Origin of the sequence: Pseudomonas fluorescens, assembly GCF_902497785.1 — a bacterium.
Classification (GTDB): Bacteria; Pseudomonadota; Gammaproteobacteria; order Pseudomonadales; family Pseudomonadaceae; genus Aquipseudomonas; species Aquipseudomonas fluorescens_BO.
The window spans coordinates 1-22,953 of the sequence record NZ_CABVHK010000004.1; the positions used below are offsets into that span (position 1 = coordinate 1).

Annotated in this window: 18 protein-coding genes and 1 pseudogene; 9 read left to right on the top strand and 10 right to left on the bottom strand. The window is 59.3% G+C overall.

The window, feature by feature from the left end; all coding sequences use genetic code 11:
* The 9 genes from F8N62_RS07075 to F8N62_RS07110 form a co-directional block, all read left to right on the top strand.
* A partial coding sequence (locus F8N62_RS07075; RefSeq protein WP_318181470.1) for an acetyl-CoA hydrolase/transferase C-terminal domain-containing protein occupies positions 1–1,182 on the top strand: 1,182 nt, incomplete at its 5' end.
* A gap of 150 nt (positions 1,183–1,332) precedes the next feature.
* Positions 1,333–2,325 (top strand): AraD1 family protein, encoded by a 993-nt coding sequence (gene araD1 / locus F8N62_RS07080; protein WP_150710277.1) that lies wholly within the window; start codon positions 1,333–1,335, stop codon positions 2,323–2,325.
* A 10-nt stretch (positions 2,326–2,335) separates the two neighbouring features.
* Positions 2,336–3,916, top strand: a complete 1,581-nt coding sequence (locus tag F8N62_RS07085; protein ID WP_150710278.1) for an aldehyde dehydrogenase (NADP(+)) — start codon at positions 2,336–2,338, stop codon at positions 3,914–3,916.
* Between the two features lie 199 nt (positions 3,917–4,115).
* Complete coding sequence (locus tag F8N62_RS07090; RefSeq protein WP_150710279.1) at positions 4,116–4,412, top strand: DUF5629 family protein; 297 nt, start codon at positions 4,116–4,118, stop codon at positions 4,410–4,412.
* Entirely contained in the window at positions 4,405–5,574 is a 1,170-nt protein-coding gene (locus F8N62_RS07095; protein ID WP_150710541.1) for a lactonase family protein, read from the top strand. Before F8N62_RS07090 ends, F8N62_RS07095 begins: the two co-directional genes overlap by 8 nt.
* 155 nt (positions 5,575–5,729) lie before the next feature.
* Positions 5,730–5,909 (top strand): hypothetical protein, encoded by a 180-nt coding sequence (locus F8N62_RS07100; RefSeq protein WP_150710280.1) that lies wholly within the window; start codon positions 5,730–5,732, stop codon positions 5,907–5,909.
* A gap of 211 nt (positions 5,910–6,120) precedes the next feature.
* On the top strand, positions 6,121–6,246 hold the full coding sequence (locus tag F8N62_RS32055) for a hypothetical protein (protein WP_263597208.1): 126 nt from the start codon (positions 6,121–6,123) through the stop codon (positions 6,244–6,246).
* Positions 6,247–6,361: 115 nt separating this feature from the next.
* Positions 6,362–6,574, top strand: a complete 213-nt coding sequence (locus F8N62_RS07105) for a hypothetical protein (protein ID WP_150710281.1) — start codon at positions 6,362–6,364, stop codon at positions 6,572–6,574.
* Positions 6,571–6,828 (top strand): hypothetical protein, encoded by a 258-nt coding sequence (locus F8N62_RS07110; RefSeq protein ID WP_150710282.1) that lies wholly within the window; start codon positions 6,571–6,573, stop codon positions 6,826–6,828. Before F8N62_RS07105 ends, F8N62_RS07110 begins: the two co-directional genes overlap by 4 nt.
* A 151-nt stretch (positions 6,829–6,979) precedes the next feature.
* Here F8N62_RS07110 and F8N62_RS07115 read toward each other — a convergent pair whose 3' ends face one another.
* From F8N62_RS07115 to F8N62_RS07160, 10 genes and pseudogenes are all read right to left on the bottom strand, one after another.
* The gene (locus F8N62_RS07115; protein ID WP_150710283.1) at positions 6,980–7,576 is read right to left on the bottom strand and encodes a glutathione S-transferase; all 597 of its coding nucleotides are present in this window, start codon (positions 7,574–7,576) and stop codon (positions 6,980–6,982) included.
* A complete protein-coding gene (locus F8N62_RS07120; protein ID WP_150710284.1) occupies positions 7,573–11,214 on the bottom strand; it encodes an AAA family ATPase in 3,642 nt (1,213 codons plus the stop codon). The genes F8N62_RS07115 and F8N62_RS07120 overlap by 4 nt, the downstream gene beginning before the upstream one ends.
* Positions 11,211–12,455, bottom strand: coding sequence for an exonuclease SbcCD subunit D C-terminal domain-containing protein (locus F8N62_RS07125; protein ID WP_150710285.1), 1,245 nt, complete (start codon positions 12,453–12,455; stop codon positions 11,211–11,213). Before F8N62_RS07125 ends, F8N62_RS07120 begins: the two co-directional genes overlap by 4 nt.
* 178 nt (positions 12,456–12,633) lie before the next feature.
* Positions 12,634–12,846, bottom strand: a pseudogene (locus tag F8N62_RS07130) (protein BatD); the annotation flags it as partial.
* A 1,116-nt stretch (positions 12,847–13,962) separates the two neighbouring features.
* Positions 13,963–15,096, bottom strand: coding sequence for a hypothetical protein (locus F8N62_RS07135; RefSeq protein ID WP_150710286.1), 1,134 nt, complete (start codon positions 15,094–15,096; stop codon positions 13,963–13,965).
* The gene (locus F8N62_RS07140; RefSeq protein WP_150710287.1) at positions 15,077–15,331 is read right to left on the bottom strand and encodes a hypothetical protein; all 255 of its coding nucleotides are present in this window, start codon (positions 15,329–15,331) and stop codon (positions 15,077–15,079) included. Before F8N62_RS07140 ends, F8N62_RS07135 begins: the two co-directional genes overlap by 20 nt.
* Positions 15,328–16,458 (bottom strand): SoxR reducing system RseC family protein, encoded by a 1,131-nt coding sequence (locus tag F8N62_RS07145; RefSeq protein ID WP_150710288.1) that lies wholly within the window; start codon positions 16,456–16,458, stop codon positions 15,328–15,330. Before F8N62_RS07145 ends, F8N62_RS07140 begins: the two co-directional genes overlap by 4 nt.
* Positions 16,439–20,068, bottom strand: a complete 3,630-nt coding sequence (locus F8N62_RS07150) for a toxin VasX (protein ID WP_150710289.1) — start codon at positions 20,066–20,068, stop codon at positions 16,439–16,441. The genes F8N62_RS07145 and F8N62_RS07150 overlap by 20 nt, the downstream gene beginning before the upstream one ends.
* Positions 20,065–20,931, bottom strand: a complete 867-nt coding sequence (locus F8N62_RS07155) for a DUF4123 domain-containing protein (protein WP_150710290.1) — start codon at positions 20,929–20,931, stop codon at positions 20,065–20,067. Before F8N62_RS07155 ends, F8N62_RS07150 begins: the two co-directional genes overlap by 4 nt.
* Positions 20,928–22,928 (bottom strand): type VI secretion system tip protein VgrG, encoded by a 2,001-nt coding sequence (locus F8N62_RS07160; protein WP_150710291.1) that lies wholly within the window; start codon positions 22,926–22,928, stop codon positions 20,928–20,930. Before F8N62_RS07160 ends, F8N62_RS07155 begins: the two co-directional genes overlap by 4 nt.
* Positions 22,929–22,953: the final 25 nt, after the last annotated feature.

Here is a 22,953-nt window from a genome sequence, read left to right on the forward strand (position 1 = left end):
GGGACCTTGCAGATCGGCATCGGCGCCATGGGCGATGCCCTGACCGCCGCGTTGCTGGCGCGGCAGGCGGATAACGGTGGCTACAGAGCGTTGCTGGCGGATGTGAATCTCAGCCAGTGGGCGCAGTTGATCGACCGCGAAGGCGGCGTCGAACCGTTTGCCAAAGGCCTTTATGGTTGCAGCGAAATGTTCGTCAACGGCTTGCTGGTGCTGGCTGATGCGGGGATTGTGCGGCGCAAGGTCTACCCCGATGTTCCGACTCAACAACAGGCGAATGACGGCACGCTGGACGAAGCCGCGCAAACCGATGGCATTTCGGTGCACGGCGGCTTTTTCCTCGGGCCGAGCAGTTTCTATGAGCGCCTGCGCGAGTTGCCGCAAAGCAAGCGGATCGAATTCAACATGACCCGCATCAGCTACATCAACGAGCTCTACGGTCAGGAAGAGCTCAAGCGTCTGCAACGCCTCGATGCTCGCTTTATCAATACCGTGTTCACCATGACGCTGCTCGGTGCCGGTGTGGCCGATCAGCTCGAAAACGGCCGGGTACTCAGCGGCGTCGGCGGCCAATACAACTTCGTCGCTCAGGGTCATGCGCTGGAAGGCGCGCGTTCGATTCTGCTGCTGCGTAGCTGGCGCGAGGCGGGTGGGGAGGTCAGTTCCAACATCGTCTGGGAATACGGCCATTGCACGATCCCGCGCCATCTGCGCGACATCGTGATCACCGAATACGGCATCGCCGACCTGCGCGGTAAAACCGATGCAGCAGTGATCGAGTCGTTGCTGAACATCAGCGATTCACGGTTTCAATCAGGGTTGATCGAGCAGGCGCAGAGCGCGGGCAAATTGCCGAAGAACTTCCGAATCGATCCACGCTTTGCCGATAACCGCCCGGAGCGTTTGCAGGCGATTCAGGCACGGCATCCGCAGCTGTTTCCGGAGTATCCGCTGGGGTGTGATTTCACGGTTGTAGAGCGCGATTTGTTACGGGCGCTGAACTGGTTGAAGAGCAAGTTCAAACTCACGGAAATTCTGGAGCTGGGCAAGGCTGCGCTGGATGCGCCGGAGCCTTCGGCGTTTCCCGAGCATCTGGAACGGATGCAGCTGACTAACCCCGAAGGCCTGAAAGAAGACCTGTTCCAGCGCTTGCTACTCACCGGCCTCAAAGCCACCGCGCAATAACAGCCAACACAAAGCAACTGTGGGAGCGAGCTTGCTCGCGATGGCGCCGGTTCAGTCAACATTGATGTTGGATGTGATACCGCTATCGCGAGCAAGCTCGCTCCCACAGTGGGCATAGCCAACTTCGAGATTCTTTACAGGAGAAAAATCATGCGTTTGGTGCAATTCGAATTGATTAACGGCGAGCGCCGTGTTGGCGTGGTCGAGGACGATCTGGTCCGCGAAGTACAAGACGCTCGCACGGTGCGCGATCTGGCGCTGGGGGCGATTGAAGCCGGGGTCAATCTTGAGCAACAAGTGAATGCCCTCGGCCTGGGCGTCAGCCACGACTACGCAGAACTGCTCGCCACACTGCGCATCCTGCCGCCGCTGGATCACCCGGACCCGGCGCACATGCTGGTCAGCGGCACCGGCCTGACCCATTTGGGCAGCGCTTCGGCGCGGGACAAGATGCACCAGCAGGCCGGCGATGAAACAGCGATGACCGACACCATGCGCATCTTCAAATGGGGCGTGGAGGGCGGCAAACCGGCGGCAGGGCAGGCCGGTGTGCAGCCGGAATGGTTCTATAAAGGTGATGGCAGCATCGTCGTCCGTCCCGGCCAGCCGTTTCCGCTGCCACCTTTTGCCGAAGACGCCGGTGAAGAGCCCGAGCTCAGCGGGCTCTACGTTATTGGCCACGACGGCAAACCCTATCGCCTCGGGTTCGCGGTGGGCAACGAGTTCTCCGACCATGTGATGGAGCGCAAGAATTATCTGTACCTCGCCCACTCGAAATTGCGCAGCTGCAGTTATGGCCCGGAACTTCGGGTGGGTGAACTGCCTCCACATCTGGCAGGCACCAGCCGTATCCTGCGCGACGGCGAAGTGCTGTGGCAGAACGAGTTTCTCAGCGGCGAGGCCAACATGTGCCACAGCCTGGAAAATCTCGAGTACCACCATTTCAAATACAGCCAGTTCCTGCGGCCGGGGGACGTGCACATCCATTTCTTCGGCACCGCGACCCTGTCCTTTGCCGACGGCATTCGCACCCGGCCGGGTGACGTGTTTGAGATCAGTCAAGCCGAGTTCGGCGCACCGTTGATCAACGGCATTGCTTCGGTTGAAGCGGCCTTCGAGCCCGGCACCATCGGCACTCTTTAAGGAGAAATGCATGACCCAGATTCTTGGTCACAACTACATCGGCGGCCAGCGCAGCGCGACCGGCACTGCCATAGTCAACAGCGTTGATGCCACCACGGGCGAGCACCTGCCTTACCGTTTCCACCAGGCCACCCTTGAAGAAGTCGACGCCGCCGCCCACGCCGCCGCAGCCGCTTACCCCGTCTATCGCCGCCTGAGCGCAGAACGGCGGGCGCAATTTCTCGATGCGATTGCCGATGAACTGGACGCGCTGGGCGATGACTTTGTCGCCGTGGTCTGCCGCGAAACCGCATTGCCGGCCGGCCGCATCCAGGGTGAACGCGGTCGCACCAGCGGCCAGATGCGTCTGTTCGCCAAGGTCCTGCGCCGGGGTGATTTCCATGGCGCGCGGATCGATCAGGCATTGCCGGATCGCCAACCGTTGCCACGTCCCGACCTGCGGCAGTACCGCATAGGCCTGGGGCCGGTGGCGGTGTTTGGTGCGAGTAACTTTCCGTTGGCATTTTCCACGGCCGGCGGCGACACCGCATCAGCCCTGGCCGCCGGTTGCCCAGTGGTGTTCAAGGCGCACAGCGGCCACATGGCCACCGCCGAGCAGGTCGCCGATGCGATCATCCGCGCCGCCGAAAAAACCGGCATGCCGGCGGGCGTGTTCAACATGATTTACGGTGGTGGCGTGGGGGAAGCGCTGGTCAAGCACCCGGCGATTCAGGCGGTCGGTTTTACCGGTTCGCTCAAGGGGGGTCGGGCGTTGTGCGACATGGCGGCGGCGCGTGCGCAACCGATTCCGGTGTTCGCCGAGATGTCGAGCATCAATCCGGTGATCGTCTTGCCGCAGGCGCTGGAGGTTCGAGCTGAAACCGTCGCCCGAGACCTCACCGCGTCGGTGGTTCAGGGCTGTGGTCAGTTCTGTACCAATCCGGGTCTGGTGATCGGCGTTCGCTCACCGCAGTTCAGCGCGTTCGTGCAGCAGGTGGCGGGATTGATCAACGATCAACCGGCGCAAACCATGCTCAATGCTGGCACCCTGGGCAGCTATGGCAAGGGTCTGCAAAAGCTCCTCGCCCACCCTGGCGTGACGCACCTGGCCGGCACCCCGCAGCAAGGCAAGCAGGCTCAGCCGCAGCTGTTCAAGGCCGATGTGAGTTTGTTGATCGACGGCGATGAAGTCCTGCAGGAAGAAGTCTTCGGCCCGACCACGGTGTTTGTCGAGGTGGCGGATCAAGCGCAACTCAGTGCCGCGCTGAATGGCCTGCATGGTCAGCTCACCGCAACCATCATCGGCGAACAGCGAGATTTCGAGCAGTTCGGCGAGCTGACAGCGCTGCTGGAACAAAAGGTTGGACGCATTTTGCTCAACGGCTATCCGACCGGTGTCGAAGTCTGCGATTCGATGGTCCATGGCGGCCCCTACCCAGCGACCTCCGATGCACGGGGCACCTCGGTGGGCACCCTGGCGATCGACCGCTTCCTGCGGCCGGTGTGTTTCCAGAACTATCCCGACAGCCTGTTGCCGGACGCGTTGAAAAACGCCAACCCGCTGCGCATCCAGCGGCTGGTGGATGGCCAGCCGAGCCGCGATGCCCTCTGACGGATAGCGCGATCCCATGTGGGAGCGAGCTTGCTCGCGATGGCGGACTAACAGTCAATATTGATGTTGAATATTAAACCCTATCGCGGGCAAGCTCGCTCCCACAGTTGTTCGGCGTCGTGTTCGGGATTTTTGACAAACATAAAGCCACTCCCTCATTGAGCTATCATTGCGTCTTTCCCTTCAAAGACTGACTGCCATGACTGCCGACACCGACACCTTGCTCAGCACCCTCGAACACTGCGACATGGTGGAAATCGACGGGCTGCATGCCTTTGTATTTTCTCTCGACGAAGACGACAACCTGCACATCGAATGCATGGACGGCCGCGACTCCAAACACTGGGAATTCACCCCGGCCCAGATTCAGGCCGCGAGCTTCGATACCACCCTGCAAAGCTGGCTGATCACCGGCGATTCCGGCGAGCACCGGCTGGTTTGCATGAGCGCAATCAGCGGGGATAACGACGAGGACGAAGTGAATGAGGATGCGTAATTTCTGGCCGCTGTTGATGGCCGGCAGCCTCGGCGCCATGGGCGTTCAGGTGGCGTGCGCCGACGACTATCAACTGTTGGTGGGTTCGTACACCGCCGGCCAGAGCCAGGGCATCTATCGGCTGGATTTCGACAGCTCCACCGGCCAGATCAATGCCAAACCGCTGCAAGTGGTCAAGAGTGAAAACCCTTCGTGGCTCACCGTTTCCAGAGACCAGCGCTACCTGTTCGTGGTCAACGAAAATGGCCCGGGCCAGGCTGATCCGGTGGGGCGCGTCAGCAGCTATGCGATTGACCCCCAGACCCATGCACTGAGCCTGATCAGTCAGGCGCAGAGCCTGGGCAACGAGCCGACTCATTCGAGCCTCAGCGGCGATGGCAGTTACCTGTTCGTCAGTAATTACTCGGTGGCCGAAGACCCGGGCGGCACCCTCGCAGTGTTGCCGGTTGGCGCCGATGGCCAACTCCAACCCGTGGTGCAGATGAGCAGTCACCCGTCCAGCCGGGTCAACCCCGAGCGGCAGATGTCGGCGCACGTGCATTCGACGGTGTCTTCGCCAGACGGTCAGTACGTGTTTTCCAATGACCTGGGCGCTGACAAGGTGTTTGTCTATCGCTTCGATCCCAAGGCCAATCCGCAACTGCCGTTAACCGCCGCCACACCGGCGTCCGTGCAGATGCCAGCCGGCAGCGGACCCCGGCATCTGCTGTTCAGCGCTGACGGCAAGCACGCCTGGCTGAGCATGGAAATGAGCGCGCAGGTCGCGGTGTTCGATTACCGCAATGGCCAGCTTGAGCGAACACAAATGGTCGATCTGGCGGCCGGGCAACCGACCTCGGACAAGGCCGCTGCGGCCTTGCATGCCTCGCAGGATGGCAAATTCCTTTACGTCAGCAACCGTGGCACCGCCAATCAGATGCTGGTGTTTGCCATCGACCCGGCGACCGGCCACCTCAAGGAATTGCAACGCCGCTCGGTGGAAGGCGATCACCCACGTGAGTTCAGCCTCGACCCGAGTGGCAAGTTCTTGCTGATTGCCAATCAGAAGAGCAACCAGATTGTGGTCGTCGAACGCGATGCCAAGAGCGGTCTGCTGGGTAAAACCGTGCAGAAACTGCCGATGGATGCCCCGAGCGATCTCAAGTTCCTGGTGCGTCAATAGGCCGCAGGCCCCGGTTGGTGGGGCCTGCAACCTTGTATTAATGACGCTGATATCTGCTAATGCTACAAAAGATTTCAAGGCGCCAACCTCGAAGGATAAGTTTGCTTCACGGCCCCACCGGGCAAGCAAGCCAACTGACTTCGAGGACTACCGCCATGAACTTCAATCTCTTCTCTGTAATTGCTGCCTCCGCCATCTCGGCCAGCGTTGTTCTGCCAGCCAGTGCCAACGTTGAAATCAGCGACAAAAAATCCCACACCCAAAGCTATACCCAGAAATACCTGCAACAGAGCGCCAACTTCTACGCGGCGCTGGATCACAAAACCCAAGCCTGAAATCCAGGCCCTGCACCCTTTATGCAGGAGCGAATTCACTTGAACGGATCGGGCTGAACAAGCTTCGAAACGTGTGAGTGATGTCGCTCCTGCATAACGCGTTTACGACAGCATCATATTGCTATCAATGCAGTGCTTGATATCACATGGCCATGAGTTTAAATTTGACGCGGATTTCTTGACTCCTTCTCCTAAAAAAAGGATCGACCGCATGGCGATGCGTCTGGCCGTGATACTTCTGTTCCTCTATTCGACTCCCATTTTGTCTGCTGCGACCCCTGTTCCTGGCGAGCCTGACGCTGCGCGTGAGCGCATGATGAGTTTTATTGAAGGCTGAAATAGACTGGCTTAATGATCAACGAAGCTGATGGTGACTATGGATATCCCTGAGTGGTTATCGAAGCTTTTTTGATCGATTCTGTGGGCATTGAAACAAGCCCACGGAGAACACCATGGCCAGCTCCATTCTCACTTCTGCCAAATACGGCGCCTACTTGGCCATCGGTCTCTACGTGGCGCTGGTACTGGTCGTCAGCCTTACGGCGCAGACGCAACACGATTTCGAAGCGCCGATTCAGGTTGCTTATCCCGCCATCCAGTTCGAACACCGCGCGCAAAACGCTGTGGTCGAACACGCAGACGTGGCGGGAGTGGCAGGGGCATGAAAGGGGGCAGACTCTGGGTCATCGCCTTCCTGGCGTTCATGACCAATGGCTCATCCTTGTTGGGGATCGGGCAAGGCTCGGCGGGTTCGGTGGCACGCTCCATCGAAGCCAATCACAACCTCGCTCGCAGCATTGAAACCGACAAGGCCATGGGCTTGCTGGCCGGTAACCCGCCGGTGAAACGCCAGGACGACTTTTTCGGCCCGTTCCAGGTGGATTGCTCGGTGTTGCAGATGTGCGAAGTGTTCGCCTGAATGGAGTGTCAATGCGATCCATTGTGGCGAGGGAGCTTGCTCCCGTTCGGCTGCGAAGCAGTCGTAAATCCAGGCGACTCGATGTTGCTGACGAAAAAGAGGGGCCGCTTCGCAACCCAGCGGGAGCAAGCTCCCTCGCCACAAGGGATTGTTACCGGGCCATAATTGCGGTGAACAGGTCTGATTCTAAAAACCGCTGCAACCATGCCTGCAACCGCACATAAGGCGTCTGCCCGAACCACTCGCGGTCCACGTGCGCAAACTGGCGCACGAAGGGCATCACCGCCACATCCGCCAGGCTGGCATGGTCGGCGAACAAATAGTCACGACCTTCTAGCAGCTCCTCCAGCCTGCGCAAAAACACCTCACCCTCGGCTCGATAAAACTCCATCGGTTGCTCGGGATAACGCTCGGCATACTTGTAGTGATTCAAGTGCACCTTGAACACCTGATCGTTCTCTTCGACCAGCGCCTCCATCTGCGCCTGCCCGGCAGGATTCGCCTTGAGCAGCCAGTCCTGCGGATCGTTCTGCGCCAGCGCCCAGTGCATGATCGCCAGGCTTTCATCAAACACCTGACCGTCAACACTCAACACCGGCACCGTCCCTTTGCTCGACAGTGCGAGCATCTCGGCAGGCTTGGCCTTCAGACTGACCTCGACGATATCTACCGCCACTTGCGAATAACGCAGGGCCATGCGTGCGCGCATGGCGTAGGGGCAGCGGCGGAAGGAGTACAGCGTGTTCATTTCACCTCCAGCGTACTCAGGCCGTTGCCCTGGCGGTGGACCTGAATCTGCACCGGAATACGCTCATGCATTTCCTGCACATGGGAAATCACCGCGACCTTGCGGCCCTGCGCCTGCAAGCCATCCAGGGCGTCCATGGCCAGTTGCAGAGATTCCGGATCGAGGCTGCCGAAACCTTCGTCGATGAACAGCGATTCGATTTTCAGGGTGCTCGACGCCATCGACGCCAGGCCCAGCGCCAGCGCCAACGACACCAGGAATGTTTCCCCGCCGGACAGTGAATGCACCGAGCGCAGTTCATCGCCCATTTCGGTGTCCATCACCAGCAACCCGAGCATGCTGCCGCCGCGCTTCAAGCGATAGCGCCGCACCAGTTGGCGCAACTGCACGTTGGCGTGATGCACCAGCAGGTCGAGGTTGTAGGCCTGGGCGATCTTGCGGAACGTGTCGCCAGTGGCCGAACCGATCAAGGCATTCAGACGCGCCCAGCGTTGGTACTCGGTGTAGGAGTCGGCGATGTGTTGCGCCAGCGCCTGATTGGCGTTTTGCCGACGTTGATCTTCGGCCTGTTCGGCGCGCAGTTCGGCGCAGCGCTGTTCACTGGCGGCAAACAGGTTTTGCACATCGGTCAGCGCGGCGGCCAGTTGCCCGGCATCGAGATTGCCGTTGTGCTGCGCCTGGTGACTGAGCAGGCGCTTTTCACGCTCCTGCACCAGAACCCTGGCTTGCTCGATGGCTTTTTCGTTGTGCTGCAAGCGTTGGCGCAGTTCGCTGAATTGCTGGTCGTCGATGTTCAGCAGGCCGTCCAGACCGCTGTCGTCCAGTTCCGGGTGCAAGGCGCGCCACTCGGCGATCCTTGCGCTCAGGTCGCGGTCTTCGGTCTCAAGAGCTTGCTGGCGTTGCTGTTGCGCCTTGAGTTCGGCGGCCAGTTCGACCAGCCGCGTGCGCACGGTTTGCAGTTCCTGATCGGCATTGGCCTGGGCGCTGCGCGCCTGTTCCACCGCTTGATCCAGTTGCTGCTGCCACTGTTCGGCGCTGGCATGCGTGCCCAACAGCTGCGCCAGCTGTTGCTGGCAAGCCTGTTGCTGATCGGCGAGGGCGGTGAACTGCTGCTGAGCCCGTTCCAGTTGCTGGACGCGCGTCAGTTGGCGGTCCTGTTCTTTGTCCAGCGTTTGTTGGCGTTGTTGCTGCTCGCTGAGCTCATCGCGCTGCTGGTCGAGTTGCTCCAGACGCTGGGCGATTTGCTGGTCGAGCTGCATGAAGGTCGCGGCCGGCTCATTGCGCAATGCCTGCAGCGTGTCGGCCGGCAGCAGGCTGCTGAACGCGGTCAGTTCTTCATCCAGACGCTGGCGATCACTGCTCAGTTCGCGTTGTTGGTTGGTCAGGTGCAGTGCTGCCTGCTGACTCGCGGTTTCGGCGTTGCGCAGTTGCTGGGCAAGCCGTGCGGCATCCTGTTGCAGCGTGAGCAGGGCGGTTTGCCGTTGTTCGTCCTGGGCGATGCTCTGGTTCAGCTGGCTGTTTTGCTGGGCCAGCCAGGCGTCGCGTTTACCGGCGTCTTGCGTGAACAGCTGTGCTGATAATGGATGCGCCTCAAGGCTGGGCGCCAGACTTTGCTGCTGCGCCAGCAGTTGCTCCTGCTGTTGCAGCAGTTCTTTTTGTTGAGCAATCACACCGCCCACTTCAGCACGCAATTCGGTGAGTTTTTCTTTCAGCGCATCCACGGCTTTCTGTGCGTTGGCCTGTTCGCTTTCATCGTGGCGGCCGAGGCTTTGCAGCAAGGCTTCGGGTTGATGATAAGGATGATCCGGGCTGCCGCAAACCGGGCACGGCTGATCGTCCTGCAATTGCTCGCGCAGCTCTTCGACGCTGGCGCTGCGAGCCAGACGCTGGCGTTCGAGCAATTCGCGGGTGACGGTCAGGGTCTGCTCGGCGACGACCAATTCGTTTTTGCTTTTCACCCCGTCCTGAGTCAGGCGCTCGCGATCCTGCTGCGCGATTGACTGGCGTTGCTGCAAGTCGGCAAGGCGCGTGTCCAGCTCCTGATGGCTGGCCCACAGGCGTGTCAGTTCTTCAAATGCCCGCAGTTGCTTGCGGTTGTCTTGCAGCAGGGTACCCAGCAACTGAATCTGCTCGGCCACCGCTTCGGGCTCGGCGCCGGCTTCTTTATAAAGAACTTCCAGGCTCTGCTTTTGCGCTGCCAGGGCTTCGGCGGCACGGGCGGCGTTCTGTTCCAGAGAAGCCAGTTCAGCCTGGCCCTTGTTCAGACGATTGCCGATCAACATCAGCTGTTGCAGGCGGCCGCGATAAGCATTCCAGGCCTCGCTGAGTGGCGCCAGATGGGTGCTCTGTTCAAGTTGCCCGGCAATCAGCAGCAAGCGCTCGGCGACTTGTTTTTGCTGATCGAGCAGGCCTTGAATCGTGCTTTGACCTTGGGTGCAAGCCTGTTCGGCTTGCTGCTTGAGGTCAGCGCTGAGGTCGGCGTCCTTGTTCAGACGGGCGAGAGTGCTTTGCGCCTCAAAGGCCTGACGCAACAGCGGTGCGTTGGACGTGTGTTGGCCCTGCGCCTCAACCAGCGCGGTTTGCGCCGCGTTGCGGCTCTGTTCGAGTTGATGCTGGCGCGTTTGCAGGTCGCGTTGTTGCTCGGTGTGCAGCTGAATCTGTGCAGCCAGTGGCGTGAGCTGGGCGCTGAGTTCGGTTTTACGCGCGAACTGGTGGCGTTGCGGGGCGAGTTGCTCCAGGCGTGTCAGCTGCAAACGGTCACCGGCCAGGCGCTGCCAATCCTGTTCGGCGCTGGTCAATTGTTCGGTGGCGCTGTGTTGATCGTCCTGCAACTGACGCAAATCTTTCAGCCAGGTGTGTTGCAGTTCCAGCTGCTTTAGTTGCGCCTGTTGCGCCTTGAGTTGCAGCTGCGCTTCGTTGAAACGTTGATCGAGCTCGGCGCGGGCTTCGGGCGACAGCGGCGTGACGCCGGTGGCTTGATCCTGCAACAGCTTGTGGGCTTCGCGAGCGTCCTTGGTCTTGTCGAATGCGCGACGGCCGAGGCGGGTGTAGAGCGCGGTGTCGGTGAGCTTTTCCAGCAGCTCGCTGCGTTCGTTGTCGTTGGCCTTGAGGAACGCGCTGAATTCACTTTGGGCCAGTAACACGGCGCGGGTGAATTGCTCGAAGTTCAGGCCGAGGACCGTTTCGAGCTGGGTCTTGAATTCAACTTTCTGACTGGCCAGCAATTGGTCCAGATCAATGTCGCGCAAGCTCTGACGGCTGTGTTGCAGCTTGCCGCCAGCCTTTTCCCGGGCGCGATTGGCTTCCCAGCGCGCGCGATAGCGACGGCCATCGATACCGACGAAATCCACTTCGGCATAGCCTTCACCGGTGCCGCGACGCAGCAGGGTGCGCGGGTCTCCGGTGCTGATTTCACCGTCGGCGTCGGGCGCTTTGGCCGACACTTGGGCATTGCTCAACCGGGGCACGGCGCCGAACAATGCCAGGCACAAGGCGTCGAGCAAGGTGCTTTTGCCGGCGCCGGTCGGGCCGGTGATGGCGAACAGGCCGGCGCTGGCCAGCGGCTCGGCGGTGAAATCAATTTCAAACGGCCCGGCCAGGGAGGCGAGGTTTTTCAGGCGGATCGCGAGGATCTTCATGGCTGTTCGCCCTCCATCTGCACGTCTTGCAACAGCTCGGCAAAGTCTTTCAGGGTTTGCTCATCGACCTCGCTGCCGTAGTTATCCTGCCAGGCGCGGCTGAACAATTCCTGAGGCGTGAGCTGGTCGAGTTCGATCAGCGCAGTACCGTCATCGACGCCGTCACGGCTACCGTTGCCGGCGTATTCCGCGGCGATGCGCACCAGTCGCACAGCTTTGCCTTGCAGGGCGGTTTCGACCTGATGGCGCAAGTCGGGTTGCGGCTCGTCGAGGCGAACCCGCACTTCCAGCCACGGCTGACGCTCAGGGTCGGCGAGCAAATCGATGTTCGGCAGGTCGGCCAGTTGCACGAGGATTTCCGCCAAGGGGGCGGGGCCGATACGTTGCAGATTGACGGCGCGGGGAATCAGCTTCGGTTGGACGCTGACCAGGGTTTCGCCGTCCAGCTGAACGTCGAGGATCTGATGCTGATAACCAATCTCGGAGAACGACAATGGGATCGGCGAGCCGCTGTAGCGAATCCGCTCCTCACCGTTGACCTTCTGTGGCTTGTGCAAGTGACCAAGAGCGACGTAGCTGATACTCGGGCCAAACAGGCTGGCGGGCAGGGCTTCGGCGTTGCCGATGATCAGGCTGCGCTCGGAGTCTTCCGACACCGAACCACCGGCCATGTGCGCGTGACTGATGGCGATCAGCGCCTGACCCTTCTTGCGTTTGGCGTTGGCGGCTTCGATCAGCCACTCGTGAACCTGGCCGATACCGCGCAGATAGTTGTCGCCCAGATGCGCGCCAGTCACTTCGGCCGGGCGCAGAAACGGCAGCGCCAGGCACCAGGCGACGGTTTTGCCCTTGGCGTCCGGCAGTGGCAGCAACAGGCGCTCGGCATCGAGTTGGCCGTCATCCAGCCACAGCACGCGGCCCAGCGCATGGGTGCGCAAACGGCGCATCAACGGGGCGGGCAGTTCAATGCGCGAACCGGAATCGTGGTTGCCGGCAATCATCACAATGGTCAGCTTCGGCTGCTGCTCGTGGGCGCTGACGATGAAGTCGTACAGGCGTTCCTGGGCTTTGACCGGCGGATTGACCGTGTCGAAGATATCGCCGGCGATCAGCAGCACATCGGGCTGATCGAGCTTCAGCTGGCGCAATAGCCAGTCAAGGAAGCAACCGTGTTCGAAATCGCGTTCCTGGCCGTGCAGGTTCTGCCCAAGGTGCCAGTCGGAGGTGTGAAACAGACGCAAGGCGAGCTCCGTAGGAAATAGGTGATGGCCGCGAGGAAATGAACAGCGGCGAAAGGGGAGAGAGTTTACTGGCAAACAGTCGGGAGTGCCGAGAGCTAAAAGATCGCAGCCTGCGGCAGCTCCTACACGGGATGGGTGTACGCCCGTAGGAGCTGCCGCAGGCTGCGATCTTTTGATGTTACTTCGGATAAAGCGGCGGCAATCCACTGTCACCCACCGGGTCATGAACCCGTTCGGCAATCGGAATCGCCCGAATGGCCCGCCACAGATCCTCACCCTGCCAATGCTGTCCGGTTTCGCTGTACAGCGCGCCGTTCAAGCCGTCCAGCGCATCCGACAGCGGCACGAACCGTGCCGCCATGTCGGCAAGGGTTTCCGGTTGTTGTCGGGCCTAGGCGTCAAGCGCCTGGCTTTACTGGCAAGTACTTACCTCGCCTCCGAAAAATGCCTTCGCGATTAAATTTGCTCCAAGCAATGGGCGGGGTATGTGAATGATTCTCCCAATTTATGGCAGCAGAAAAATTGGGAAATGACCTACGTCAAAAATTGAATACCCCTGCATTTTTAAATGAGCCAGCTTGCCAAAATTACCATTTTTAAAAACGAAGATCGCCATGAAAAAATCCAGAGCAACGAAGTCATTACACTTGTCCAAATGTATAGGCGCGAATGCCAAATTTTCTGTTGTAGTGATTTTATTTTTTACATTGGTCGGGTGCGGTGACGACAAAGCGCCTACTGTTAGTTGGTTTATGGATAATCCAACCGAAATAAATCAAACCCTAGGTCATTGTAGCTATTTAACAAAGTACAGCCCTGTGCCGAATTACACGTGGTGTGCGAATGCACGAACTGCATCCATAACGCTAAGTAGGAGGCGAAGTGATCTCGAAAAAGAAAAACACTTGGCTGCTGCAAGGGATACTCCTGAGAACCTCAAAACAATTCATTGGTATGAGGGTAATCGCCCTGCACGACAGGCGAAACTCAGGGAGTGCAAAATAAGTGCAGGGAAAGGGGATGTTGCGTTTGATCATGGCTGCTTTAAGGCTACACGAGCCGGAATGAATCAGTATGTAAGGGGCGGGTCAGGCGCATTCGACGGCGAAACTATGGGTGAGTTGACGCAGATACTACGCGCTGTATCTCCACGGCCTGACGCAGTCCCGCCCCACGCGCGCCAATCTCGTGCGTCGCGCAATACCCTTGAAAGTGCGGCCCCGGCGGACAAGCCTCCTCCGGGACTGGAGCCAGTCGTGCTTCTTGATCGGGTAACCAAAAAAGTCGTTGCACCATAAACTGACAACTGAGTGCAGGCCTTCTATCTCAATAACGCGCTGGTTGTACTTATCGCCGACGTTGATCAGTGTTTGGATAAGCCGACTAAACAGCAGTGTCGTTCCACTAATATAAAAAACGAGCCTAACCACGGGGTGGGGGACTCGAACGGCGTGGGTTTGGGAAATCCACTCGCCGTTTGCGTTCATATACACTCAGCCAAAACACTTCATGCTCTACGTTTGTCCGTCGGATTCAATCGCTGCACTTCAGCAAAAATCTCGGTGATTGTCCGGCGAGGTTGACGTTTGTGTAGCTGCCGAACCAGCTCACTCATCCGTACGAGTTCTTCACTCGGCTTCGCCCATTGTTCCTCCGGTAACGGCTCGGACCATTGGCGCATCACCTCGGGCAAGGCGTGCGGGGCCATTTTCTGAAGGCGGCGAATTTCCCATTCGGTCAGGTAGTTGGGAATCGTCCACAGGGTCATAACGTGGTACAGGTACCAGAAAAAGCCTGAAACCCGACCGCGTTCGCCGTCGCGGATTTGCTCGTGCATGCGTGCGCGGGCGTTGCGGAAGGTGTGCAGGCCTTCGTGAGGTGGGTCGTCGGGGCCTTGCAGGTCTAGCGGGTCCTGGATGGATTTGAGGTCGTTGACTTCGAATTCCATGTAGCCGCGAATTGCTTCCCAATGGCTGATGGCGATGGGCAAGCCGGCGCAGGGGAATTCGACGCTGGTGAGGATTTCGCCATGCTGGAAACCGATGCCCATGCCGTATTGGCGACGGATACCGTACTGGGTGGCGCTTTGGGCTTCGATGACCCAGGCGGACAGGGATTCCCAGGCGACGAAGAGCGGGTCGGTGGCGTCTTCGGGCATGAAGCAGACTTCGCGGCGTTGGCGGTTGAAGCGGGTGGGGATGATTTCGGCGCGTTTGTTGTGGTTGTGGAGCCAGACGCAGAGGCCGATGAGTAGGGTGAGAAAGCCGGTTACCAGGGCGAGCTCATACGCCTCTTCTATGAACATACGAGTTGTGATGTCTTGTATATCTTCCCAGCTTTGGCCGAACAGAAAAAACATGAAACCGCTGAATAGAGGAATCAGAAAAGCAATCATAAATGCACCACTGAATGGTCCGCCTAATATGACTTGCCATGAGAACACCTCTGGCGATCCCAACCCGAAGTCCATATACACCTCATTCAACTCCCCGATATGAGGGCCATGAGGCGGCAGCGGTGTTGGAAGCGGCAGCGGCGCGAGATAGGTGATCTTCCCGCTTGGAAAGGGTTCGATATCTCCGGCTTTGTGCGATTGCTCAAGGTGTGGTGTCGGCACGGGGTTATCCAGGTTTTTGGGCATGGTCGACCGTCTCCAGCAAATGGGTTTCAACCAGCAACACGGGAGGATGCTCGGTGACTGTGTTGGGCGGCAGCGAAGGAAAACGGCCTTCGCCACGAGGGTTGAGATGAATGACGTGGGTGCGGGAGACCCTCTGGCCGTTGTCCGCCAAAGTCTGCCCCGATTTGTAGGAGCAAGGCTTGCCCGCGATGACGGCGGTGTGAGCGACGCGAATCGTCCAGTCAGAACACTTCATGCGCGACGTTTGTCCGTGTTGTCGACCTGATACACCTCAGCGAAAATCTCGGTGATTGTCCGGCGAGGCTGACGTTTGTGTAGCTGCCGAACCAGCTCACTCATCCGTACGAGTTCTTCACTCGGCTTCGCCCATTGTTCCTCCGGTAACGGCTCGGACCATTGGCGCATCACCTCGGGCAAGGCGTGCGGGGCCATTTTCTGAAGGCGGCGAATTTCCCATTCGGTCAGGTAGTTGGGAATCGTCCACAGGGTCATAACGTGGTACAGGTACCAGAAAAAGCCTGAAACCCGACCGCGTTCGCCGTCGCGGATTTGCTCGTGCATGCGTGCGCGGGCGTTGCGGAAGGTGTGCAGGCCTTCGTGAGGTGGGTCGTCGGGGCCTTGAAGGTCTAGCGGGTCCTGGATGGATTTGAGGTCGTTGACCTCGTACTCCATGTAGCCGCGAATCGCTTCCCAATGGCTGATGGCGATGGGCAGGCCGGCGCAGGGGAATTCGACGCTGGTGAGGATTTCGCCATGCTGGAAACCGATGCCCATGCTGTATTGACGACGGACGCCGTACTGGGTGACGCCTTGGGCTTCGATGACCCAGGCGGACAGGGATTCCCAGGCGACGAAGAGCGGGTCGGTGGAGTCTTCGGGCAAGAAGCAGACTTCGCGGCGTTGACGGTTGAAGCGGGTGGGGATGATCTCGGCGCGTCTGTTGTGGTTGTAGAGCCAGACGCAGAGGCCGATGAAGAGGGTGATGAGTCCTGTTGTCGCTGCATATCCATAACCTTCGTGGAATATACCCGTCATTGAGTCCCAGATATCTGCCCTGCCGTAACCAAAAACAATCCCAAGAAATCCAGTAAATAGTGGGAACAGAAACGCAACCATAAATGCGCCGCTGAAAGGCAAACCTAAAATGACCTGCCATGAGAACACTTCCGGCGATCCTACCCCGAAGTCCATGTACACCTCATTCAACTCCCCGATATGAGGGCCATGAGGCGGCAACGGTGTTGGAAGCGGCAGCGGCGCGAGATAGGTGATCTTCCCGCTTGGAAAGGGCTCGATATCTCCGGCTTTGTGCGATTGCTCAAGGTGTGGTGTCGGCACGGGGTTATCCAGGTTTTTGGGCATGGTCGACCGTCTCCAGCAAATGGGTTTCAACCAGCAACACGGGAGGATGCTCGGTGACTGTGTTGGGCGGTAGCGAAGGAAAACGGCCTTCGCCACGAGGATTGAGATGAATGACGTGGGTGCGGGAGATCCACTCTCCTTTGGTATTCAGCACTTGCACGCACACCGCCAGTTCCAGTGTCTCGACCACGGGCGCCATCGGCGCATCACTATTCGGCGGATATCGCAGGCATAAAATCAGCGGATCTGCTTGCACGACTTGCAGGCTGTCCGTCACTTCATTACTGATCACGTCCTTGCGTTCACGCGCGGTACCGCGGCTGTCGAGTGGGCGGTAAAGCCGATGGGCGCCAATGCCCAAGCGGTGGGAGGGTTTCCCACTTAACGGTGGCTGGAAGTCGCTTAGTTTCACCCTCGGTAGCTCCAGATGGATATCGCTGGGTTTGGCGCGCAAAAACAGGTTCTTCAGCAATGAGTCATGCTTGATCAAGCCAAGTTGTGCAGAAGGGGCGTGAAGTAAATCGCCGAGATAACGTTGGTACTGATCCAGGGTGTAGTTACCGCGTTCATCGGTGTCCAGGCTCCAGGGCGTGGTTTTGAGCCATTTGTCGTGAGCGCTAATGTTGTAGCGGTTGAACAACCAAGTGCCGCCAAACTCCAAAACGGTAAACAAAAAGCCGGCCAGGTTGACCCGGAAAAACACGGTGGACAGGCGTGTGCCGGCTGCGGCCCAAGCGGCTGTGCGTGCCGCGGCACTCCTTGCAGTCACTACTTTAAAAGTGGCGTGCACGGTATGACTAACGCCATAAGCATTAACAGCTGTCATGCCGGCTGCACCCACTGTAGCAAGAGCAGCACTGCTTTGGGCCGCGCGGTTGCCGCTGCGCGTTGCTTGCTGCCAGTTCTGCTGCTGGGTATTCAGGCTGATTACAGAGGCCCCGAAACCGAATAAATAGGTAAAGTAACCCAGTCCAACATGCATTTTTCCCATCTGCACATGCACATTCTGCAAGGCGTGATGTTGAAGAGCCTCGACTAACTTATCGCTGCGTGCCTTCAGAGCAGTGTCCGCCAGGCTTTGAGCTGCGGTGAACCCAGCAGCTCCGGTAGCGGTTACTGCATTCATCAACTGTCCTAGTTTCTGTTTGTCTTTCGTCTGTTTCGTCAACTCCCGATAAGTCACCACCAAATTCACCGCCTGCGCCAAAAACACCAACAACCCCAACCCCTCGCTCTTGATCAAATCTGCCTTCGGCACACTCTGAACCCCCAGCCGAATGTTCTTCAGCAAACTCCTCACCTCCTGCTGCTGCGCCGGTGGAAATACCACCGTCACCCCCGCCCGAGCCGGGGTGGCGCCGAAGGTGCGCACCGACTGATCCGGCAGTTCGGCAATCGGGCTCAGCGCGCCCGCCAGTCGGCCTTCGAGTTGCGTCAATTGCGCACGCACCCGAGCTATCTCGTTCTGCAACTCAACCGCCCGTTGGGTCTTGTGTCCCGGCAGGTTTTTGTTGTGGGTAAGCCGGTTGCGCTCACGGGTCAAACTCTCTTGGTAAGCGCGCTCGCTGAGCACGTCCTTGATGTCGGTTTGCAGCGCCGCGTGTTCGGCCGGGGTGGCGACGGTGAACGTCACTCCAGTGCTTTTCGCCGCATCGAGGATCCGCGCCGGCAGCGCTTTGGGCAGATGGCGGAACAGTTCGTCGAGGTCGGGGACTTTTCCACCCGCCAGATCGAAGCCTTCCAGCGCGCGGCTCAGGCCCAGGTTCAACGCTGGGCTGTAGCTGTGTTGCACCGCGTCGGCCATGGCGCGGTTGTATTCGGGCAAATCGTCGAGGGCAGGCAGGTGCGCTTGTTCGATTTTTCGCAGGGTTTCCAACCAATCGGGCAGATTGCTGAACAGGCCGGTACCCGCATTGGACACCAGGCTGTATTGCACCAGCAGCTCAGGCCTGACGCGCAGCGGCAAGGTATAGAACGGGGATCGCGTCAACTCCGGGTGTTTTTCCAGATAGCCCAGCAACTTTTCACTGGCGTGGTCGCTGCGGCAGATGTCTTTGATGCAGGCGTATTCGGCAGCGAAGACCTCGGCCAATTGCTGCGGCTCGTGCGCGTCGTAGTACCAGGCCGAACGATGGTAACGCCCGGCACATACCAGCATCGTACGGTCAGCGGTGATGCGTTCGAGCAAGCGGTTCCAGCGCCCGAGGTCTGCGCGGTGCTGAAACAACGCGTCGTCCATGGCGGGGCGGTCGATGAAGTCGTTGATCCCGCGTTTGCCCGTGAAATCGGAGCCCTCGATCACGTCCTCAATGCGTTTGTTTTGTTCCTTGCCGAGCTTGATCAGCGTTTTGAGGTGCTGCTCAACGAAGTCGGTGGGGGCCATCGCAAAGTGCTGGCGGGTGTAGTAACTGCGGTCCGCGTCGTCAATGGCGCGCCTGTGTGCAGTGATGTCTGGATTGCCCCCCTGATACTTGAGCATCTTCTGGACTTCGGCTTGGGCTTCCTTGCGCAGCTGCACCAGCTCCGGGGGTGCCGGCACATCGAGCGGCTCGACCTTGCCGCCCTTGTTCAGGTACTGCAGCAAGGCTTTTCGGGTGTGTTCTCTAGTCGGCTCGGGCAACTGTTGCAGATCGACAAGCAGCGCATTGACCGCCGGGTCGTCGCTGGCATTGGCCAGGTTGCCGACATCCGCGGGACTGAGCAGGCTCAAGGACTCGATGTAGCAAGCCAGCAAGTAATCGCGTTCGTTGTGGTCGGCGTTGCTCCAGTCGTCGACCCAACCGACCACGATGTCTTGATATTCGGCCAGATCACGCAGTACGCCGAGGTCGTCCTGTACCACGAGGAACAGCGTGTCGTCCTGATAAGCCGGGCGGACCCGCCCGAGAAACTCGCCAATGTGCGCCTCGCGAAAGCGCTGCGGTTGTTCCCACAGATAAGGTTCACGTTCGTGCTCGGGGGCATCGCTGACGTGCACGGTCGGCAATAGAACGGCGTCCGGCGGCGACTCGGCTTCCTGCTCTTCGCGGTCTTTTGCGACTTGTGCCTGCCGGGTCGGAACGCTCGCAATTTCTGCCAACCACTGTTTGCCTTGCTCGACTGTCAGCAAGTGCGTACCACCGGTTTCGCAATCCACCGGGCCGAGATCGACGACCTGCATGAAGTGCTCGCGTTCGTCGCGGCTGTCGAGCACTTGCGCGCATTTGGCCGCTGTCCATTGCACTTCGGCAAAGTTCACATACAGGGTGCTGCGCCTTGAAAACACTAGCGCCGGGCGCTCTTCGATGGGCGTGCGTCGATCACCATCAACCTTGGCGCCCTTGTGCAGCAGGGCGCTGACCAGACCGTTGAGTACCTGATATTCGTGCAGGTGGCCGGTAACGCTGTCGATGACATACAACCAGCCATCGCGCAGCATGCGAATACCCAGCGGACGGGTCGTCAGCGCGTAGGGCAATTTCAGTTCGGAGCCGGGGTCGAAGGGCTTTTCCACCAAGCCATAGCGCAGGGGCAGTAACTGCACATGGGTTTTGCGCAGGGGGCAGGCACCGGGGGAGCCGATGGCGGTTTTCGAAGCGGCCGCCGCCGCAAGATTGGCAGGGTGGGTCATGCGCGTTCCCCTTCAGTGGCAAAGCGGCAGGCCAGATCGGCGGCCAGCGCAACGCGCTCGCCGGGCGATTGCAGCGATGGTGTATGGAGCAATCTGGCGATGTGCGGATGCTGTTCGAGTGCCGAGCCATCCAGCCAGGCCATGACGTTGGCGTAATAAAAAAGCTCGGATTGGCCACTCAGGCCCAGGGCGATGGCTTGTGCTTCCAGCTGTTCAAGCAACGGCCAACGTTGAGCGACGGTTTCGCCGCAATGGCGTGCAGGAAAGAACGTGAGCAAATGGGCGTCGAGTTCGAGCAATGCACGGCGCCGATCAACCTGTTCCAGTGCTGCATTCAGTTCAGGGCTCAGGCGATAGGGTGTCGACAACTCAGGGCATTCAGGCAATCGGGGTTGATGACGCTGCCAACTCGCACTGACGCTATCGGCCGTTACCACGCAAGAAAGCGGGCCGAACAAGCGCTGATCGCCGCTGCCGAACAGCGCTTGCGCCACGGCCGCATCGGCCAGGCGCAAAACCACCGGCAGGCCTTCGGGTAACTCGACGGTCAGCAGTTTGCGTAAATGTTGAGCGACGTCATGCGCGGGTTTGGTGCTGAACAACAATACGCCCCACTCTTCGTGCGCCTGTTGCAGGTAGAACTGAAAAACCGGATCGTCAGATTGTTGGATCCCCACCAGCAGCGGTGAGATATCCCGCAGCGCGGTGAAGGGCGCGCAGTCATACAGTGCAATGGTGCTTGCGCCCGGGCTCAGTTGTTTGAGGCGTTCCGGCAAGTTGCTCAGGGTCGCGCCGTCCAGCAACAGGAAAGCCTGTTGCTCGCTCCAGGGCAGGTCTTCAGGCAGGGAAGTCGAGAGGCTCATGCTTGGGCGGCCTCGCAAATCAGGCAGCGCGAGGCGCGAGTTGAAATCAGTGCTCGGTGTTGCTGCACCACGTGGAACGCCACTTCCAGCAAGGGCAAGGCACCGGGCATCAGCGGCTCCGCCGGCAGGCTCACGGGCGGAGTACCGCCCTGCAGAATCGGCACGCTGCTGAAAATGCCCTCCGGCCCTAGCACCAGCCATTGACCGCCACCCATGATCGCGAGGTGCGCCCCGCCATTGATGACGACTTGTTGCACGGCACTGAAGTGAAGTTGTTGCATGGCGCTGAGGCGTTGATTGGCAACGCGAACATGTTGATCGCCAAGGACCAACAGGTGGTCGTCCTGCTTGAGTTCGGTCAAACGGTTGCCATGGGTCAAATGGCGTTCTTCGCCGCGCAGGTCCTGGCTGGAAATGCCGCCGACCACCACGGAGCGCTGGTTGTCGACCTGAATGCGTTCATCGTTCAGAACGAGTTGCACGAAGTCGCGCTGGGCACGCAGGGCAATCTCCTCGGCACCTTTTCTGTCCTCGATGCGCAGCTCGTTGTAACCGCCACCGCCGGGGCTGCTCTGGCTACGGAAAATGCTGCGAGTGTGCTCGGCCGGCAAATCCAGTGGCGCCGGTGTCGCGGCGTTGGGCAGGCAGGCAACGACGACGGGTTTGTCTGGATCGCCATCAGTGAATCCCACCAGCACTTCCATACCGACTCGCGGGATCTGCACACTGCCGTAGCGGTCATGGGCCCAAGCAGTGGCGACACGCAGCCAGCAACTCGACTGTTCGTTTTGCTGGCCGTCGCGGTCCCAGAGCAACTGGACTTTCACGCGACCGTACTGATCACAGTAAATCTCTTCCCCCGGCGGCCCCGTAACGACGGCATGCTGGTTGCCCGTCATCCGGGGCTTGGGGTGTTCAAGGGCCGGTCGGTAAATCACATCCCAAGGCGTGGCGACAAATTCGTTACGGTAACCCTGACGGAATCCATCTTCCGGGTTGGCGTCAGGCATCGACTCCTCAAGCACCTGCGGTTGTAAGCCGACATGCTCGACTTCAGTCAACAACCACAGTCCATTCCATTCAGCGCGAGGGTGTTCGGTCATCTCGAAAAAATGGCCGCTGCGCATTGCACTTTGATCGCTACGCCCATTCGCTTGCCGGTAATCGGCGCGGTGGCGCTCCAAGGCTCGATTGGCCAGATGTTTACCGCGGTCTCGATGGGTGAACTGGCCTGGAAAGGCGTAGTCCTCCAGGTGAGGCAGCAGCGGGTGGCTGGTCTCGCTGTCGAGTTGCACGCGTGGTTTCTCGAAGTCGTAATCACGACGGCTGACGTGCGTGGTTCGGGTTGCCAGTCGCAGCTTGAAACGGTCAATCACCGGCGCTTCGGCAATCATGCCGCTGTCTTGCCTGTACGCGGTTGGCTGGTCGGGTTTCGAAAAACCTGTTTGATCGTCGCCGAATACCAGCACATGCCCATCGGCGCTGTGCTGGAAATGAAAGTGCAAGCCTTCTTCTTCACACAACCGTTGAAGAAAAAGCAGATCGGTCTCGTACTGAACACAATAAAGTCGAGGCCGGTACTCGGCGCTTATTTGGAAGCGCCAGGCATCGGCCTGCATGCCCTGGTCCTTCAGCACTTTCGCAATGATTTGCGGCACGCTCTGGTGCTGGAAAATACGCTGGTTGTGGCAGTGGGTGAGATACGCGAGGTGGGGCACCAAGGTCATCTGATAGCGGGTCAGGCGTTTGCCGCAATCACCTTGAGCGATTTGATAGACCTGCCCGTGAAGTCCAGCGCCGTCAGGACCGAAGCGTAGAAAAGCCGAGCGATGCAGCAGTGAATCGAGGTCCAGGTCGGGGCGTTCGCTGACCAGCTCGAGTTTGACTTCGTAAGGCCGGTTGAACGCTTCTTTGGCACGGAACTCGAGTACCTGAAGGTCGTGTGGGAAACCTTCAATATCGAGTCTGAAAGTGACGGGTTTTACGGTGCTGAACATCCACATATCCTTGTGTCTATTTCAA